The sequence below is a fragment of the Candidatus Endomicrobiellum agilis genome (genome assembly GCF_020328115.1).
Taxonomy (GTDB): Bacteria; Elusimicrobiota; Endomicrobiia; order Endomicrobiales; family Endomicrobiaceae; genus Endomicrobiellum; species Endomicrobiellum agilis.
Genome location: NZ_JAIXMW010000003.1, coordinates 117,366 through 134,907, shown reverse-complemented (window position 1 = coordinate 134,907; position 17,542 = coordinate 117,366). Strand labels below are relative to the sequence as shown.

The window sequence follows — 17,542 nt, the reverse complement described above, 5'->3', positions numbered from 1 at the left end:
TGCTTTATCTTGCGTTGGATTGACACTCAAAAGAAGAGAGGACGATTATCAGACATCTTGAATACGGTCGCAGAATTTCTCCAAAATGAATTCCCCAAAGTTTTTCTGTTAAAGAGGATTGTTTTTGTGAGGAAAAATAAAAAAGTTAAAAATAAGAAACAGAACAGTTCAAAAAGAAACAGGGAAGCCGCGTCCCTGTTTTTTGCTTTGGCGTCTTTTCTAAGCGCTTATGTTTTTATTATTCCAGCTAGATCGGGGATACTCGGGCAGGCATTCTATGCTGTGATGTTTGGCGTATTCGGAACGGCGTCGTATATTTTGCCTTTGATATTTTTGCGGTATTTTGTGATACACGTTAGGCATTCCGTGAAGCAGAGAGAGAGACTTGATTTTATATGGTCTGTTATCTGTATTATTTCCTCTTCGATGTTATCCGAGTCAATACGTTTTATGTTTGCGCCTAAGCCAAAAATTTACGGCGGCTGGATAGGAGATAATCTGCATCCGTTTTTTAAAGAACTTTTTGGCATGCGGCTTGGTTTTGCCGTTATTGCGGCAATTTTTTTATTATCGGTTGCGAGGCTTTTAAAGATTCCGCTGAGAGCTTGCGCGTATAATTGCCTGAATAGTATGAAAGAGAGCATGATAAAACCTGAAGAAGAAAAAATTCAGAGCGCCGTATCGGAAAAAAAACGGGAATCTGTAACACAGCAGAAATTCGGGGGCGGAATTTCTAAACCTAATATTGTAAACAGACAGGAAAAAGAAGAAAGGAAAAAAGCGAAAAATCTTGATAATTATGCCGTCGTTGAACAGACAAAAGTTAATAGCAAGATTTTTGATTATAAGCTTCCTCCTGCCGATTTGCTTAAGAATGATTCTGCCGCAAATTTTGAGACGGACAAAAACGAACTTTTAAAAAGAGCGGAGCTTTTGAGAGCTACTCTTGCAGATTTTGATATCGGCGCAGAAGTTAAAGATATTATTCCTGGTCCTGTAGTAACGCGTTATGATTTGGTTTTAGCTCCAGGAATAAGAATACAGACTGTATCAAATATTGTAGATAATATTTCTCTTGCCATGCGTACTGCATCTATAAGAGTTGTTCCTATACCTGAGAAAGCGGTTGTGGGAATAGAAGTGCCTAACCTTTCAGGCGTTATCGTCGGTTTGAGAGGAATTTTAGAAAGCGGCGCTTTTGAGAATTCAAAGTCTCTGCTTACTCTGGCTTTGGGAAAGACAACTGACGGATCAGGTTATGTAACTGATCTGGCTTCAATGCCGCATCTTTTAATTGCGGGTGCTACGGGTTCGGGAAAAAGTGTCGGCATTCATACTATAATACTCTCTATTTTGTATAAAGCGCGTCCCGACGAAGTGAAATTTATGTTAATTGATCCTAAACGCGTTGAAATGACTGTTTATAAAGATATTCCGCACATATATAATCCGTGCGTTTGTGCGGCTGATGCGGATATTATAACCGGTCCCAGAGAAGCTGCGGCGGCTTTAAAAAAACTTGTAACCGTTATGGACGAAAGATATAGGAAATTTGCGAAGGAGACGGCGAGAAATATTGAAGATTACAACAATAAAATGGCTGAAACTGGAGGAGAGAAAGAGTTTTATATTATAGTTATAATTGACGAACTTGCTGATTTAATGATTGTAGTGCAGAAGGAAATAGAAGATTCCATACAGCGTTTAGCTCAGATGGCAAGAGCTGTGGGGATACATTTGATTCTTGCGACGCAAAGACCTTCAGTTAATGTTATAACCGGTATTATTAAAGCCAATTTCCCTGCAAGACTCTCGTTTCAGACGACGTCTAAAATAGATTCGAGAGTCGTTTTAGATATGCTTGGAGCGGAATGCTTAATGGGCAAAGGAGATATGCTGTTTTTGCCGTCCGGGGAAGCGAGGCCGGTTCGCCTTCAGGGAGCTTATGTTTCGTTGAAAGAAGCAGGGAAAGTTATTTCTTTTATAAACAATCAGAATTTCCCGAGACTGTACGAGCCGATAGTCGTCGAAGTTGAGAGAAACGGTGGTTTCAATGCGGACGAAGAAAAAAAAATGAAAAATTTAATTCCTGCGCTTAAGCTTATAAATGAGCGCAAGCGCATATCTCAGGATTTGCTTAAAGCGAATTTTGGCAGTTCCGCAAAAGCTACAAATATATTGAGCATTCTTGAAACGGAAGGTTTTATAACGAAACCGGAAGGCACTAATAAATGGCAGATAGACTATGATAAAATCAGGCGGTACTTAGAAGATAAAGTGGAGAACGGATAGTGAAAAGCGGCGCCGACGGCGGCAACAAAAAGCGAAATATATTTTTGTCGCTACTAAACAGCTGTGTCATTGCGGCGATGGTTTGCGTTGCTATTGCGCTTGTTTTGCCAATCGGTGTTTTAGCGCAAATAGAAGATAATAGTCTCAGCGATATTCTTAAGAAGATGGAAGAGGCTGAAAAAAAAATAAACACACTTAAGGCAGATTATACCCGGAGTATATTTTTTGAATCCACAAAAGAAAAACAGGAATTCGCCGGAACGCTGTTTTTAAAAAAGCCGGATAGCATTTACATAAATCAAAGAACGCCGCAGGAACAGCGAATATATATTGACGGCGGGAATATAACGATTTATGTCCCGGAAAACGAACAGGCTGTAATTGATGATTGGAAAAATGTCATAGACAAAGATTTTACTCCGGCAACCATTATAAGTTTTGGAAGCAACTGGAGAAAAATAAAAAGAACAAATGTAATAAGTTTTGGCGGCGAAAATGAAAAATATGTCGTAATTAAAATTAATCCGATGAAAAATGAAGATTGGAATATTAAAATATATGTCTCGAAAACGACTATGTGTCCAGGAAAAGCCGTTATAGAATCTGACGGAGTCAAAGCTGAAATCATATTTAAGAGTTATATTCTTAATCCCATGTTGGATAAAAATATTTTTAAATTCAACGCTTTAGCCGGCGTTGAAATAATAAAACTAAATTAGAAGATACAATGAAAGAAATAGGAAAATTGCTTAAAGAAAAACGCAGAAAAATGAACATATCTCTTACTGACGTCCAAGAGGTCACTAAAATTCAGGAAAAATATATTTCTGCAATTGAAGATGGCGATATGAGCGTTTTTTTTGCGGAAGTGTATTATAAAAGTTTTGTTAGATCGTACGCCGAATACCTTGGTTTTGACCCGGAAGAACTGCTTAAGAAACTTGATATAAGAAAGCGACAAATGTCCGTTGAAAAAGAACACTCCACAAATGCGGACGGGAAATTAAACAAGGAAACTTCTCTAAAAAGTAAAATTAGTGCTAAAAAACTGCTGATGATAGTGTTTGCAATAGTAACGGCGTTTTTTGTGCTTTTTTTATATCTTAGCAAGAATGTTTCAAGTGTTCGTCCGTCTGTTGAAACGCCGCTGCGAATCAAAACTTCAAATAATCGTGAGCAGACTGGTGTAATTGCTCCCGCCGTTGGAGAAAACAAAGAAATTTCGTCCAGTGCTAGACAGAAACTTCTTATTGAGGCTGTTAGGACTGTTTGGATTAAAATAAATTCTGACGACAAGATGGTTTTTGAAGGAACTATTGCTGAAGGCGGTAAAAATTCATGGGAAGCTGATAAATCTTTTACGCTAAAAGTAGGTTATGCGCCCGGTGTTAAAGTGTTTTTTAACGGAGAGCAGGTTGATGTGGTTTCAGGATCTGTGCAAGATGTCAATACGGTTATTTTAGAAAAGAGACGTCAATAAATTATATTATGCAAAAAGTAGTTGTAATAGCTTTAGGATGTCCCAAAAATACTGTTGAAGCTGAGTATTTGCTTGGAATTTTTCAAAGTAAGGGTCTTACGATAAGTAATAATCTTGATGAAGCCGATATTGCCGTGATACACACTTGTTCTTTTATAGAAGCTGCAAGAGCGGAATCCGAAAAATTTATACGCGCTGTTTTAAGCATTAAAGAAAAGAGAGATTTGCGCGTATATGTTTCAGGTTGTCTCCCGCAGTTGTTGAAAGAAAAAATGTCTTCGCTTTTCCCAGACATCGATGGGTTTGCGGGTACTGGTACGTTGCGGCATCTGCCGGATTTAATCTTTAATAAAAATTTTGATAAGCTTCTTTTGCCTCCCGGTGGTTTAAATAATTCGAATTATAGAATGCTTTCTTCAAACGTGCCTTCGGCGTATTTAAAAATTGCCGAAGGGTGCGACCATAGATGCAGTTTTTGCGTAATTCCTGCGCTACGCGGAAAATATGAAAGTCGTACAATAGAATCTTTAGTCGACGAAGCCAAAACGTTGGCGGGAAGTGGTATAAAGGAACTTATATTAATAGCCCAAGACACAACGAGTTATGGGCTTGACGTTTACGGCGCTTTTGTTTTGGATAAACTGCTTGCGAAGCTTTCAAAAATAAACGGATTAAAATGGATAAGACTGCTTTACGCTTATCCGTCGAGTGTTACCGATGGTTTAATTGAAGTGTTTAAAGAGCATAAAAATATTTGCAGTTACATGGATATTCCCATACAACATATAAGCAGAAATGTTTTGTCTGCAATGAAACGTCCGTTGAATACCGCTGGTATTATTGAGAAAATAAAGAGTAAATTGCCCGATATTGTTTTAAGGACGTCAGTGATGACTGGTTTTCCCGGCGAGACGAAAAAGGATGTGAGCGAGCTTGTAAATTTTTTAGATCTCGGGTACTTTCAATATGTCGGAGTTTTTGAGTATTCTAATATAAAGGAAGCTGTTTCGTCAAAATTTAAAAAACATATTAAACCTACCGTCGCAAAAGAGAGAAGAATATTGCTAGAAAACATACAATATAGTATTTTTAAATCGAAAATTGATGGAATGAAAAACAATATTGTTGAATTTCTCGTCGAGAGCTGCTTAAAAGAAGGAAACAGATATCATATAAAAGGAAGAAGCAGTTTTCAGTCTCCTGAAATTGATGGAAATATGATGTTGGCAGACGATAAACCTCTTGCCGTGGGAGAATTTTGTAAAGCAAAAATAAGAAACGTTAACGGTTATAATATAAGAGTATATATTTGACGCTTTTATTTTTAAACGGAATTTATTTAAGGTGATACTGAAAGCGGAGAGATTAAATGAATTTAGCAAATAAGCTTACTATAGCAAGAATATTTATGGTTCCGTTTTTTATTTTGTTTATGGAATTAGGCGGCGTCTGTAATAGTATTTTAGCGCTGGTTGTTTTCTGCGCTGCGTCGATTACAGATTTTTTTGACGGACAAATAGCGAGAAAAAATAAAATTATAACGCTTTTGGGAATATTTTTAGATCCTCTTGCCGATAAGCTGTTGATATCCGCTGCTTTTATATGTTTTGTTGGCATTCCGATGCTCGGCATTTCCGCGTGGATGGTCATTATCATAATTGGAAGGGAGTTTGTAATCACAGGACTTCGTTCTATCGCTGCGACCAAAAACATAATTATACCTGCAGATAAATCCGGAAAATTCAAAACCATATCGCAGATAGTCGCAATTATACTAACATTATTGATTTTAATAATAAATGAAACGCTTTTTAAGTTTGTGAGGCTAACGACGGATACTCTTAAGCTTTATGATTGCGGTTCTTATGCCACATTGGTGCTTATAATGAAAAGGATACCTTTTTGGGCAACTTTTATTACTGTTGTGTTTACGGTTTATTCAGGCGTAAACTATATGTTGAAATACAGAAAATTGCTCAGTAAAAATGGATAAAATAGTAATATTTTTTTCTTCAGTTTTTGGTACAGGTTATATAAAATACGCTTCAGGGACATTCGGCAGTTTAGTCGGTATTTTGCTTTGGGTGCTATTTGTTCCAGATACTTATATATTTCAAATTTTTGTGCTTGCTGCGATATTTATTATTTCAGTTCTATTTTCTTCGCTTGCCGAAGGTATTTACAATAAAAAAGATGATCGAAAAATAGTTGTAGACGAAGTTGCTGGAATGTGGTGTTCAGTTGCGTTTTTACCTAAAACCTTTATGTTTTTGTTTGCAGGCTTTTTGTTGTTTAGGATATTTGATATTAAAAAACCGCTGTTTATAAAAAAAATTCAGAAAATAAGAGGCGGTTTTGGAATTACCATAGATGATATTGTAGCAGGAATATTTGCGAATGTAATATTGCAGGTTGCGAGATTTGTGATATATTGAACCATGTTTTATTTCCTCAAAAAATCTCCTCTTTTTCGTGATAGTTAAACTTTGCGCCTGCAGCTGGTGCATCCTTAGTTTTTGAACCTCACATATCAAGCGGACTTACCTACCGATTTCGTGATCTCATATTCGAGCGAGAAACTCTTTTTTTGGATTGAGTAAACTTTCTTTTTACTTTTTCTTATTTGATGGAAATATTGAGATTTGGGGATAACACATAAAGCAATATTTCCTCTTTTCTTTTTTTTTGAGAGGTTTTTCTCTTGCGATAGAAAAGAATGTTTAGAGAAAATACGATTAATTGCGGTTAAAAAACTTCAATTTATCGGAGAAATTGGATAGACGGTCATTGATTATCACTAAAATTGAACCCAAACTATTGCTTTACTGATGTGTCGGTATCGAGAAGATTTTTAATTTTCTCTTTAAATTCTTTTTTTTCTTCGCCAGTTAATTTTGTGACTGGCGCTTGTCTCATTTTCTGGTAATCGAAGAATTTGCCTTTATGTTTTATTCTAAAATCTAAATGCGGTCCAGTAGTAAGACCTGTCATACCCACGTATCCCACTATCTGCCCTCGAGTTACTTTCTTACCTTTCTTTATCCCTTTTCCGTATTTTAAGAGATGTGCGTACTGCGTTTCATAGCCGTTTGGATGTTTTATGGCAACTAAATTGCCGAAACCTCCTTTCTCATAATGTGCTTTTATAACCGTTCCGTCGCCGATGGACACCACTGCTGTTCCAATAGGAGCGGCATAATCTATACCCTCATGAGCTTTTACGACTTTTAGTATAGGGTGGTATCTTCTGTATGAAAAGGACGAACTTATTCTGTTAAAACACAAAGGAGCTTTTAGGAATGCGTTTTCTAACGATTTGCCGTTTTCGTCGAAATAACAGCCTGTTTTTGTATTTTTTGTTTTAAAGTAAAAGGCGGTATTGGTTTTTGAAGTTGTCTCGTACCGCGCCGCAATAATCATTGATGACAACTTTTTATTTTTTTTGCTTATCTGTTTTATTTCGTAGACAATTTTAAAAACGTTGCCTTTTTTAGCCCCTGTGAAAAAGTCTATATGTCCTGCAAATATGTTTGTGAAAGAAAGTATTATGTCGCTTGGTATATTTTGAGATTCCATCGCTGCCCATAGGGAATGAGTGATAGTTCCTTGTGCTTTATATGTTTTTGTGTCTATTTCAAATTCTTTTTTTTCTGTTTTTATGATGTTGTCTGAGGACTTGGTTATTGAGTAATATGAAATGCCTGGCGGATAATACAAAAAGTTCGTCCATTCTCCAGTTTTTGGATCATAAAATATTTCAAAAAAATCTCCCGGTGTGCAATAATTAATATTTGTGACTTTTTTGAGTTCTCCGATGATGTCGCTTGAATCTTGTGCGGAAAGTCTTGTATTTCTTACCGCCAGAGCGAAAGTATCGCCGTGTTTAATCGTTACTTTTTCGGCATTGGGCTTATCATTTCTCGTCGGAGCTGTATATTCTTTAGTCGAGACCTTTTTTGTAACGATTAAAGCAACAACGACAGAGCAAAAAATGAATATTATAACGAAATATATGAAAGTTTTCTTTGAAAAAAAGTTCATAATAAACTTATTGTACTAGATTTTAAGTTTTTTGACAATTGATAGGTACTTATGATAAAATTAGCGTTTCAATCTGGTGTAAAATGTCTGGATTTTCTGGGAAGGAGAGGGAGGGAAGTACATGGCTGAGATAAAAGCTGTTTCAGGCAGTAAGATATTCAAAAGATATTACTACTGTTACTACAAGTTTTATATGCCCTCCTTATGACGTTATAAACCCTAGAGACAAAGAGTGGCTTCGAAAACTTTCGCCTTTTAATATGGTAAACATTGAATTGTCAGATTCTGGAGACAGAAATAATAAATACAAAAATGCCGTCGATTTGTTTAAAGAATAGCAGAGTGGCGGCGTACTTATATGCGATAAGGAACCGGCTTTGTATTTTTATGAGCAGGTTTTTGAGATTCGTAGAACTAAAATGACAAGAAAAGGTTTTTTTGCGGCTTTAAAACTCGACAATCCATATTCTGGGAAAGGTTTTATAAAATTGCATGAAAAAACGCTTGCAAAATCTAAAACTGACAAACTGAAACTTTTGGTTGATAAAAACAAATACCAATCCCGTTTTCGGTTTACTTGAAGACAGAAACCTTGTAGTTGCGGATATTTGCAGAAAAATGGCGAGAAGAGCGCCTTCGCCGGCGGCTAGAGATAGAGAAGGGACGTTCCATAAGTTATGTGTTGTCAGCGATAGATGTATAATTAGAACGATTGAAAAATATTTTGATGTGCATCCGTCAAAAGATTTTCAAAAACTTTCCAAAAAAGGAAATTCAACCTATAATAATGGTTTTTAAAGATGGTAAATACAGAATTTTAACGACAAAAAAAGAAGCGTTTCTCAAAAAAGCTATGCCCTGCAAAAGCAAAGCTTATAGAAAGCTGGCGGTAAGCGCTTTGCATTATGTTGCTTATACCGGACATCAATGCTTTGGAATTCACTTATGTAGAAAACGATAAGGAAGCGGTATTACTTGCACAGAAAACCGGAAGAATTGCAATTATAATTCCAGCAACGACTATTGAATCTTTAAAAACTGTCAGTTTAAATAATGAGATGATGTCACAGAAATCGACGTATTTCTATCCAAAGCTTGCAAGTGGGATAGTTACAGTCGGCTTAGTATAGATATAAGGATAAAGGATAGGCGCAGATTTGGCAATAGATATTTTTTTGACGCTAAGCGTATTTTTGACAGCGTGGCTTGGTTGGCGTGCGGGTTTTACAAGAACTTTTTTTGCGGGTCTCGCAGGCTTTTTGGCGATTTTTGCCGCAAGTAAGTATCCTTATCAAGAAGGAATAAATTTCTATTTAGTCTTTGCAATAACTGCCCTACTTGCTGTTATGGCTGGCGGCTTTACGTTGAGGCTAATTAGCTTTTTCTACCTGAATATCTTGGATAAAATCGGCGGGGCTGTGTTAAGCGCCTGCATTTGGCTTATAGTGTCTGTCAATATAATAGTTCCTACGGTAATTTGCGGAAATCATGTCTCTGACAGGACTTCTCATATATATAAAACTATTTCCAACATAATGCAGTCTAAGATTCCGGTATTTAAAGATTATGTTCCGCAATTGCTTGAAAGAAAAATAATGGAACGCCGAAAATAAGATTTAGGAGATATTATGATGAAAAAATTAAAATTGGGTTTTCCAAAAGGGAGTCTTCAGGATTCAACGGTTGAATTGTTTAGAAAAGCAGGTACGAGAATAAGCGTGTCATCGAGATCATATTACCCGATATCTGATGATGAAGAGTTAGAAATAATGCTTGTGCGTTCCCAAGAAATGGCGAGATATGTTCAGGACGGTTTTTTTGATGCCGGGCTTACTGGTTATGATTGGATTTGTGAAAGCGGCGCGAAAGTTAAAGAGATATGTGAATTGAATTATGCGAAATCGGGATTTAGACCTGTGAGATGGGTTTTGGCAGTGCCTGAGGATTCGAAAATCAAATCTATAAAAGATTTGCAAGGAAAACGGGTTGCGACTGAACTTTTAAATTATACAAAAAAATATTTTGCAAAAAACAAGGTTAAAGCAGATATTGAATTTTCATGGGGAGCGACGGAAGCAAAAGCAGGCAAACTTGTTGACGCAATAGTTGAACTTACTGAAACAGGATCGTCTCTAAGGGCGAATAAATTGAGAGTAATCGACGAGATGCTTTCTTCGACCACAAGATTTATTGCAAATACCGTCGCGTTTGAAGACGCATGGAAAAAAGAAAAAATTGAAAGTATGTCATTGCTTCTAAGGGGAGCGCTTGCGACGGAAGGAATGGTGGGATTGAAGATGAATGTTCCTCTTCAGTTTTTGGAAAAAATTTCAGCCGTTCTTCCCGCGCTTAAAAAACCTACAATATCGCAATTGAGCGATAAAAACTGGGTTGCCCTGGAAATTATTATAGAAGAACGGACTGTTAAAAAAATAATCCCTGCACTGAAAAGATCCGGAGCGACAGACATTATTGAGTATCCGTTAAATAAAATAATCTATTAAAAAACATATAATTCGCTTCGCGCCAGTTTCTGATTGCAGCACTTGTCTTTCGTCGTTATTTCCAGACTTAAGGTGTTTTATGTTTTTTGCAATAATTGCAGTCTTGAAAGTATTGATTTTTAAGTATAGCGGACGCTACCTGAAATGCGCCATATTCCCGTAATGCCTTTAGAAACATCGCAGTATTTAATCAATAAACCTGACGGTTTATATGTTGATTGTACTTTCGGTGATGGCGGGCATACTTCATATTTGCTTGATAAGTTCAAAGACGTCAAAATAGTTGCTTTTGACTGGGATGAAGACTCTTTAAAAAGATTTGTTGAAAAAGAAAAAGAATTTGGCGAAAGAGTAATATTTGTAAGGAATAATTTTAAAAATATAAAAGAAGCTCTATCAAACGTAAACGTAAATAGTGTTGATGGCATCTTAGCCGATATCGGCGTTTCTTCAAAACAGTTTGACGATTTAGACAGGGGATTTTCATTCAATTCTAATATTCTTGATATGAGAATGGATAGAAGAAATAATTTGACGGCGAAAGAGGTTGTTAATTCGTATTCGTATGAAGATCTAGCTGATATTTTTTATAAATACGGCGAAGAATACAAATCAAGGCAGATTGCCTCCGCGATTCTTTTGCGAAGAAAAAGGGGGATAATAAATACGGCGTCTGAACTGCAAACTGTGGTATGCTCTGTGAAAAGGCGTGAAGGTAAAGTAAGTCCTGCGACTAAAGTTTTTCAGGCTTTAAGAATTTTTATAAACGACGAGCTTAAAAATTTGGAGACTTTGCTGCGTGTCGCTCCAGAATTGTTAAACGCCGGCGGCAGAACGGTGATAATAAGTTTCCATTCTCTTGAAGACAGAATTGTAAAACTGAACTTTAAGCAAAATTCCGAATGCGGAATATACAAAATACTTACGAAAAAAGTTGTTACGGCTTTGAAAGAAGAGGTAAAGATCAATCCCAGAAGCAGAAGCGCAAAAATAAGAGCGGCAGAGAAAATAAGTGTATAAATCGTTTTTAGCGGTTGTATTGATAATTTTAAGCGTCTTTATTTACCTTTGGCAGCAGAATACTTCCACGAGATTTGCTTATAAAATTAGCAGCTTGCGGGCGGAGTATGATAAAATCAATTCAGAAAATAAATCTTTGCAGATGAAAATTAATTCAATACTTGCTCTTGATAAGATGCACAAAATTGCAGAAGAAAGAAATCTTTTCAAGCCAGATGAAAATTCCATAGTTTACATTGATTAGGGTTCTCCTTGAGATGGTGAAAAAAAGAAGTAAAAAACGAATTGATAGAAAGACTGTGCTGGTACTTATAATACTGACAGTCTTTTTTATTTTATTTGCAAAACTCGTATATGTGCAGATTTTTTTGCACGGCAAGATAAGCCGTGCGGTCAGAAAAATGGTTAATCGTGAAAATATTGAAGTGTCAAGACGTGGCGATATTTTGGATTCGAAAGGGAAAGTTCTTGCCTCAAGCGTGAAAAAATATAGCGTTTTCCTTGATCCTAAGATAATAAAAGATTTTGACAGAGTGAAAAACGTTTTAGCTGAAAACGGAATAAAAATCAAAGAAAAAAGTTTAGTCGAATTAGGGGAAACGTCTTATGTTCCCGTGGCTTTTAATATCGATGCTGATGTTGTTGATAGAATTAAAAATGAGAAATTGAAAGGCGTCGGGTTTGAGAGCAAATATGTAAGACAGTATCCGGAAGGCAGACTTCTCGCTCATATTCTTGGAATAATGGGATACGATGGGAACGGACTTGAAGGTATTGAGAAAACCTACAACGAATCTTTATCCGGAAATACTGTTATGACTAAAACGATAAGAGATGGACGAGGTCGCATAATACAAAGTGGATTTGCCGATGCGCCGAAAATATGTGGGCAAGATGTTATACTAAGTATAGACAGAACCGTACAATTTATAGCGGAACAAGAACTGCGGGAAGCTTTTGACAAGCATAAAGCGAAAAAAGCGATATGCATCGTTCAGGATCCTAAAACTGGAAATATTCTTGCGATGGTTTCTCTGCCTGACTTTGATTCTTCAGAAAAAATTAGAGATATAAGGGTTTTGAGGAATTCAGCCATAAGCGATATTTACGAGCCGGGGTCGACTTTTAAAATTGTCGCTATTGCGGCGGCGTTAGAGTTGGGAAAGATAAAATTTACAGATAGTTTTTATTTGGAAAACGGCAAATATAAAATTGCGGGACATACCATAAAGGACGACCATAAAATCAGCGGCAGCGCATCTTTATGCAAGATTATGGAGCAGTCGTCAAATATAGGCATGATAAAAATTGCGCAAAAACTTGACCGCGAAAACTTTTACGAATATATAAAGAAATTCGGTTTTTACTCCTTGACGGGCATTGATTTACCGGGCGAGGCAAAAGGTCTTTTAATGGACGTAAAAAAATGGAATGCTTTATCTCTGCCTACAATTTCTTTCGGACAGGGCATAGGAGTTACGGCGCTTCAGCTCATAAACGCTTTTTCTGCTATTGCAAACGACGGGGTGTTAATGAAACCGTCTCTAATGCAGGATATAAGGAGAGCCGATAGTGAAACGGCGTCAGCTAAAGATGCTGCGACTTCGCAGGAGAGGCGGAATGTGGGGGAGACTGATGATGAAATGACTGCTAGTGTTTTTGACTTAAAAGAAATAAGAAGAGTTGTTTCCGTTGAAACTGCGCAAATGGTGAAAAAACTTTTAAAGAATGTCGTGGATTTCGGCACCGGCAGAAGTGCGAAAGTTCCGGGATATACCATGGGCGGAAAAACCGGGACAGCGCAGAAAGTTGATCCTACGATAAAAACTTATTCCGCAAAATATTATACCGCTTCATTTTGCGGTATGTTGCCTGCTATGAATCCAAAAGTTGTCATACTTGTTGTTATTGACGAACCTAAAGGCAGCAGTTATTATGCGACTTCAGTCGCGTCTCCCGTTTTTGCAAAGATTGCAAAAAGAATTGCAGAGTACTTAGGTATTGAAAAAGATGATGTCGATAAATTGCCACTTCAGAAGTAACCAACAGTTTACTATTGCAGCGTCCTTTTCTTTTACTGCGGAACAGTCTTGCAACGTTTTTCTCCTATATCCCTCCTTTCTTGGGTAGGTGGATGAGTCGTCGGACGATATCTTTAACCGGCAGCTTATTTAAGTAGAAGGATAAATAATGAAATTAAAAGAACTTTTATCTTATGAGAATGTGGTTGTTACAGGGAATGAAAATACGGAGGTATTGGGACTGTCGTTTGATTCAAGAAAAATTAGAAAGAATTACGCTTTTTTTGCGCTTCCCGGTCATAATACCGATGGTAGAAAATATATTGACGAAGCGGTGGCAAAAGGAGCTTCCGTGGTTATTGTTGATTCGAAGTACGATACTAATGCAACTCAGGTTATTGTTAAAGATATTTTTCGTTTTATGGCGCTTTTTAGCGCTAGATTTTATAATTATCCCGACAGAGAATTAAACATTATAGGCGTAACTGGCACAAACGGCAAGACGACGATTACTTATATGATTGAAAGCATATTTGCAAATTCGGGCGTTGGCTGCGGTGTTATTGGCACGGTTAATTATAGATATAAAGGTAAAATTATTGAAGCGGACAATACAACGCCGCAGTCTTTAGATATTTACAGAATTATGAGAGAAATGGTAGATATCGGCATTAAATACCTTGTAATAGAAGTGTCTTCGCATGCTTTAAATTTAGGCAGGGTTTACGGAATAGAATTTGATGTTGCCATTTTTACAAATTTAACGCGAGATCATTTAGATTTCCATAAAGATATGAACAGCTATTTTGAGGCTAAATCCATGCTGTTTAAGGGGCTTGGAGCAGGCAAGAAAGGCAGCGGGAAGTATGCTATAATTAACGCCGATAACGAATACGGAAAAAGACTTTTAAAAATGGGTATCAACGCCGAGATAAAACCTTATTCCGTGTTTGAGAGGGGGGCGGATTTTAAAGCCGAGAATATTAAAATCGCAAATAATGGCGGCATATTTGACTTGGTTTTTTGCAATGAAAGAGCAAAAATCGGGATAAAACATATAGGACTGTATAATGTTTACAATGCTTTAGCGGCTTTTGCCGCTGCCGTTTGCAGCGGAATCTCTTTTGAGAAAGCTGTCGAAGGATTAAATAACTCTGAACGGGTGCCCGGCAGACTTGAAAGAGTTAATACTAAAGGACTGGGATTTGAAGTGGTTGTTGATTATGCGCATACTGCCGACGCTTTAAAAAATGTTTTACAAGCTTTAAAAGAAATAGCCCACAAAAGAATTATAACTGTTTTTGGTTGTGGTGGCGACAGAGATAGAACAAAAAGACCGTTGATGGGAAAAACTGCCGTCGGAATGAGCGATTTTGTTTTTGTAACGTCCGACAATCCGAGAACGGAGAATCCTCAAGAGATAATTTTGGATATAGAAGTCGGAATAAAGAGAGCTGCCCAAAAAAATTATAAAGTTGTGGTTGACAGAGAAACAGCAATAAAAGAGGCTGTTATGATGGCGGATAAAGACGATATTGTTTTGCTCGCTGGAAAAGGACATGAGACTTATCAGGTTATAGGCAGTGAAAAGGTTCATTTTAACGATATAGAAATTGCCGAAAAATACATCGATTTAAAAGAGAAACAAAAAATTGCAGAAAAACAAATGGGGCAAGGAGAGTTTATCTTTTAATGGAAACATTTTATCTAAGAGATTTAATAAGAGCTGTTGGCGGAAAATTTATAACGGGGGATCCCGACTTCCAGATAAAAGGTATTTCAATAGATTCGAGAACAATAAGAAAAGACGAAGTGTATTTTGCCATACAGGGTGATTGCTACGATGGACATGATTTTATAAAAGAAGCTGTTGACAAAGGCGCTGTCGCCGTGGTGTATTCAAAGGATAGAAATGATTTCTTGAAATCTCTCCCGGATTCTACTTCAATAGTTAAAACTGACGATACTCTTATTGCTCTTGGAGAACTTGCAAAAGCGTATAGAATAAAATTTAAAGATGTAAAAACAGTCGGCATTACTGGATCGAACGGCAAGACCACTACAAAAGAGATACTGGTTTCAATTTTTAATAAAAAAGGGCGAACGCTTTCAAATAAAGGCAATTTTAATAACAGAATAGGACTTCCTCTTTCGGTGTTTAATTTAACTTCGGATATTGAGTACGCCGTTTTTGAGATGGGAACGTCTTTACGCGGTGAAATTAAAATATTGTCTGATATTTTAAAACCGGATGTCGGAATTATTACGAACGTCGGGTTTTCGCATTTGGAAACTTTTATTTCTCCAAAAGGCGTATTTGAAGAGAAAAAAGTTTTGTTTGATAGTGTAAAAGAAAACGGTTTCATCATTATAAATAATGATGACGAGCTTTTGAGAACGATATCTCAGTCCGGCGGACGTAGAATTATTACGTTTGCTTTGGACGCGTCGGCGGATGTGCGCGCTGGAAATATAGTATTGTGTTCCGATAAGACGGATTTTGAGCTTTTTTATAGAGAATCTACGGTAAAAATTACAATGTCTGCAAGAGGCAGGTTTAATGTGGCAAACGCTTTGGCTGCCGCTTCCTGCGCCATCGGATTTGGATTTTCTCTTGATGAAATAAAATACGGCGTAGAAAATTTTATGCCGCCTAAAATGCGGATGGAAACTCTCGTAACTAATACAAACGTTGTTCTAATAAATGACGCTTACAATGCAAATCCGTCTTCGGTAAAAAAAGCGATACAGGCAGTATTGCAGTCTTACATCGGAAAAAAAATTAATCTTGTGCTGGGCGATATGCTTGAACTCGGCGATAAATCAGCCTATTATCACTTTGAGCTTGGGAAATTTATTGATTCCCAAAACATAAATTCCGTTTGTCTTTTAGGCGAAATGACTCTTTATACAAAAGAAGCTTTAAAGAATAGAAGTGTTTTTCATTCGAGAGACGCGGATGCTCTTTTGAATGAGCTTGAGCAGACTCCTGTTGACAGTGATTCCGTATTTTTATTTAAAGCTTCAAGGGCTATGAAATTGGAAGAAATTTATGCAGAGTTTTATAATATTTTAGAGCAGAGAAACAAATAGTGCTATATCATATCTTTTACCATTTAAGCAGCGTATTTAGTCCTTTTAATGTTTTTCAATATATAACTTTTAGGGCAGGCGGTGCTATCTTAACGAGTCTTTTAATTTGTTTTGTCGCCGGTCATTACATTATAAGAAAACTTGAAACTTTTAAAATAAAACAAATTGTAAGAACCGACGGACCAGTAACGCATTTAGGCAAAAACGGTACTCCGACTATGGGCGGGCTGCTCATAATGTTATCTGTAGTCGTGTCGACTCTTTTGTGGGCGAAGTTTGACAATAGGTTTATTCTCTGGCTTTTAGTGGGGACTCTGTGGCTTGGTTTTTTAGGTTTTTGCGACGACTATTTAAAACTTAAGAAAAGAGATTCAAAAGGGCTTTCGGCAAAAGGAAAGCTTTTCGGTCAGACGGTTTTTGCCGCTTTCCTAGCTGCATATTTAAATTTTTTTCCATCAAATTTAAAATTTGCAACACTTGTAAACGTTCCTTTTCTCAAAGGGTTTTTTATAGATTGTTCTTTTTTATATATTCTGTTTGTGATTATCATAATAGTGGGCAGTTCAAACGCTGTGAATTTAACGGACGGACTTGACGGACTTGCCGTAGGCAGCATAGCTATCGTAGCTTTTTCGCTTGCTTTGCTTGCATATTTTGCCGGACATTTGCAGATAGCGAATTATTTGAAGATTATTAACGTATCCGGCGCTGGGGAGATATCAATTTTTCTGTTTGCTGTAGTGGGGTCGTGTCTAGGGTTTTTATGGTATAATTCGCATCCGGCGGAGATTTTTATGGGCGATACCGGCAGTTTGTTTTTAGGCGGAGTTCTGGGCATGTCGGCGGTATTTATAAAACAAGAACTTATTTTGGTTATTTTGTGCGGCGTTTTTGTTGTTGAAACGCTTTCCGTTTTTGTGCAGATATATTGCTATAGAAGAACAGGTAAAAAAATATTTAAGATGGCTCCGTTGCATCATCATTTTGAAATGCTCGGACAGTTTGAAACAAAAGTTACGATAAGGTTTTGGATAGTAGGAGTGATTCTTGCAATAATTTCTTTTGCATCGCTTAAGCTGAGGTAGAAGTAA

Annotated in this window: 17 protein-coding genes and 1 pseudogene; 17 read left to right on the top strand and 1 reads right to left on the bottom strand. The window is 37.0% G+C overall.

The window, feature by feature from the left end; genetic code table 11:
* The first annotated feature begins 126 nt into the window (after positions 1-126).
* Genes LE179_RS02885 through LE179_RS02860 form a run of 6 tightly spaced genes read left to right on the top strand, consistent with a single transcriptional unit; the run spans position 127 to position 6,207 of the window.
* Positions 127-2,292, top strand: a complete 2,166-nt coding sequence (locus LE179_RS02885; protein ID WP_374128864.1) for a DNA translocase FtsK 4TM domain-containing protein — start codon at positions 127-129, stop codon at positions 2,290-2,292.
* Positions 2,292-3,011, top strand: coding sequence for an outer membrane lipoprotein carrier protein LolA (locus tag LE179_RS02880; protein WP_374128863.1), 720 nt, complete (start codon positions 2,292-2,294; stop codon positions 3,009-3,011). The genes LE179_RS02885 and LE179_RS02880 overlap by 1 nt, the downstream gene beginning before the upstream one ends.
* An 8-nt stretch (positions 3,012-3,019) precedes the next feature.
* Complete coding sequence (locus LE179_RS02875) at positions 3,020-3,772, top strand: helix-turn-helix domain-containing protein (RefSeq protein WP_374128862.1); 753 nt, start codon at positions 3,020-3,022, stop codon at positions 3,770-3,772.
* Between the two features lie 8 nt (positions 3,773-3,780).
* Positions 3,781-5,085, top strand: coding sequence for a 30S ribosomal protein S12 methylthiotransferase RimO (gene rimO / locus LE179_RS02870; RefSeq protein WP_374128861.1), 1,305 nt, complete (start codon positions 3,781-3,783; stop codon positions 5,083-5,085).
* 56 nt (positions 5,086-5,141) lie between these two features.
* A complete protein-coding gene (gene pgsA, locus LE179_RS02865) occupies positions 5,142-5,765 on the top strand; it encodes a CDP-diacylglycerol--glycerol-3-phosphate 3-phosphatidyltransferase (RefSeq protein WP_374128860.1) in 624 nt (207 codons plus the stop codon).
* Positions 5,758-6,207: a phosphatidylglycerophosphatase A gene (locus LE179_RS02860; RefSeq protein WP_374128859.1), complete on the top strand. Its 450-nt coding sequence runs from the start codon at positions 5,758-5,760 to the stop codon at positions 6,205-6,207. Before pgsA ends, LE179_RS02860 begins: the two co-directional genes overlap by 8 nt.
* A gap of 379 nt (positions 6,208-6,586) precedes the next feature.
* Here LE179_RS02860 and LE179_RS02855 read toward each other — a convergent pair whose 3' ends face one another.
* On the bottom strand, positions 6,587-7,813 hold the full coding sequence (locus tag LE179_RS02855) for a peptidoglycan DD-metalloendopeptidase family protein (RefSeq protein WP_374128858.1): 1,227 nt from the start codon (positions 7,811-7,813) through the stop codon (positions 6,587-6,589).
* A gap of 137 nt (positions 7,814-7,950) precedes the next feature.
* Between LE179_RS02855 and LE179_RS02850 the strand changes: the two are divergent.
* From LE179_RS02850 to mraY, 11 genes and pseudogenes are all read left to right on the top strand, one after another.
* Positions 7,951-8,394: pseudogene (locus LE179_RS02850) on the top strand (DUF1015 family protein).
* Positions 8,354-8,611 (top strand): hypothetical protein, encoded by a 258-nt coding sequence (locus LE179_RS02845; protein WP_374128857.1) that lies wholly within the window; start codon positions 8,354-8,356, stop codon positions 8,609-8,611. Before LE179_RS02850 ends, LE179_RS02845 begins: the two are co-directional and overlap by 41 nt.
* 107 nt (positions 8,612-8,718) lie before the next feature.
* Positions 8,719-8,943 carry a hypothetical protein gene (locus tag LE179_RS02840; RefSeq protein WP_374128856.1) on the top strand — a complete coding sequence of 75 codons (225 nt, stop codon included), beginning with the start codon at positions 8,719-8,721 and terminating at the stop codon, positions 8,941-8,943.
* Between the two features lie 27 nt (positions 8,944-8,970).
* Positions 8,971-9,426 carry a hypothetical protein gene (locus LE179_RS02835; protein ID WP_374128855.1) on the top strand — a complete coding sequence of 152 codons (456 nt, stop codon included), beginning with the start codon at positions 8,971-8,973 and terminating at the stop codon, positions 9,424-9,426.
* Between the two features lie 18 nt (positions 9,427-9,444).
* Complete coding sequence (gene hisG, locus LE179_RS02830; RefSeq protein WP_374128854.1) at positions 9,445-10,317, top strand: ATP phosphoribosyltransferase; 873 nt, start codon at positions 9,445-9,447, stop codon at positions 10,315-10,317.
* 144 nt (positions 10,318-10,461) lie between these two features.
* The gene (gene rsmH, locus LE179_RS02825) at positions 10,462-11,337 is read left to right on the top strand and encodes a 16S rRNA (cytosine(1402)-N(4))-methyltransferase RsmH (RefSeq protein WP_374128853.1); all 876 of its coding nucleotides are present in this window, start codon (positions 10,462-10,464) and stop codon (positions 11,335-11,337) included.
* Complete coding sequence (locus tag LE179_RS02820; RefSeq protein WP_374128852.1) at positions 11,330-11,581, top strand: hypothetical protein; 252 nt, start codon at positions 11,330-11,332, stop codon at positions 11,579-11,581. Before rsmH ends, LE179_RS02820 begins: the two co-directional genes overlap by 8 nt.
* A 13-nt stretch (positions 11,582-11,594) precedes the next feature.
* A complete protein-coding gene (locus LE179_RS02815) occupies positions 11,595-13,379 on the top strand; it encodes a peptidoglycan D,D-transpeptidase FtsI family protein (protein ID WP_374128851.1) in 1,785 nt (594 codons plus the stop codon).
* A 148-nt stretch (positions 13,380-13,527) separates the two neighbouring features.
* Positions 13,528-15,051 (top strand): UDP-N-acetylmuramoyl-L-alanyl-D-glutamate--2,6-diaminopimelate ligase, encoded by a 1,524-nt coding sequence (locus LE179_RS02810; protein WP_374128850.1) that lies wholly within the window; start codon positions 13,528-13,530, stop codon positions 15,049-15,051.
* The gene (murF, locus tag LE179_RS02805) at positions 15,051-16,451 is read left to right on the top strand and encodes a UDP-N-acetylmuramoyl-tripeptide--D-alanyl-D-alanine ligase (RefSeq protein WP_374128849.1); all 1,401 of its coding nucleotides are present in this window, start codon (positions 15,051-15,053) and stop codon (positions 16,449-16,451) included. The genes LE179_RS02810 and murF overlap by 1 nt, the downstream gene beginning before the upstream one ends.
* Entirely contained in the window at positions 16,451-17,536 is a 1,086-nt protein-coding gene (gene mraY / locus LE179_RS02800; protein ID WP_374128848.1) for a phospho-N-acetylmuramoyl-pentapeptide-transferase, read from the top strand. The genes murF and mraY overlap by 1 nt, the downstream gene beginning before the upstream one ends.
* Positions 17,537-17,542: the final 6 nt, after the last annotated feature.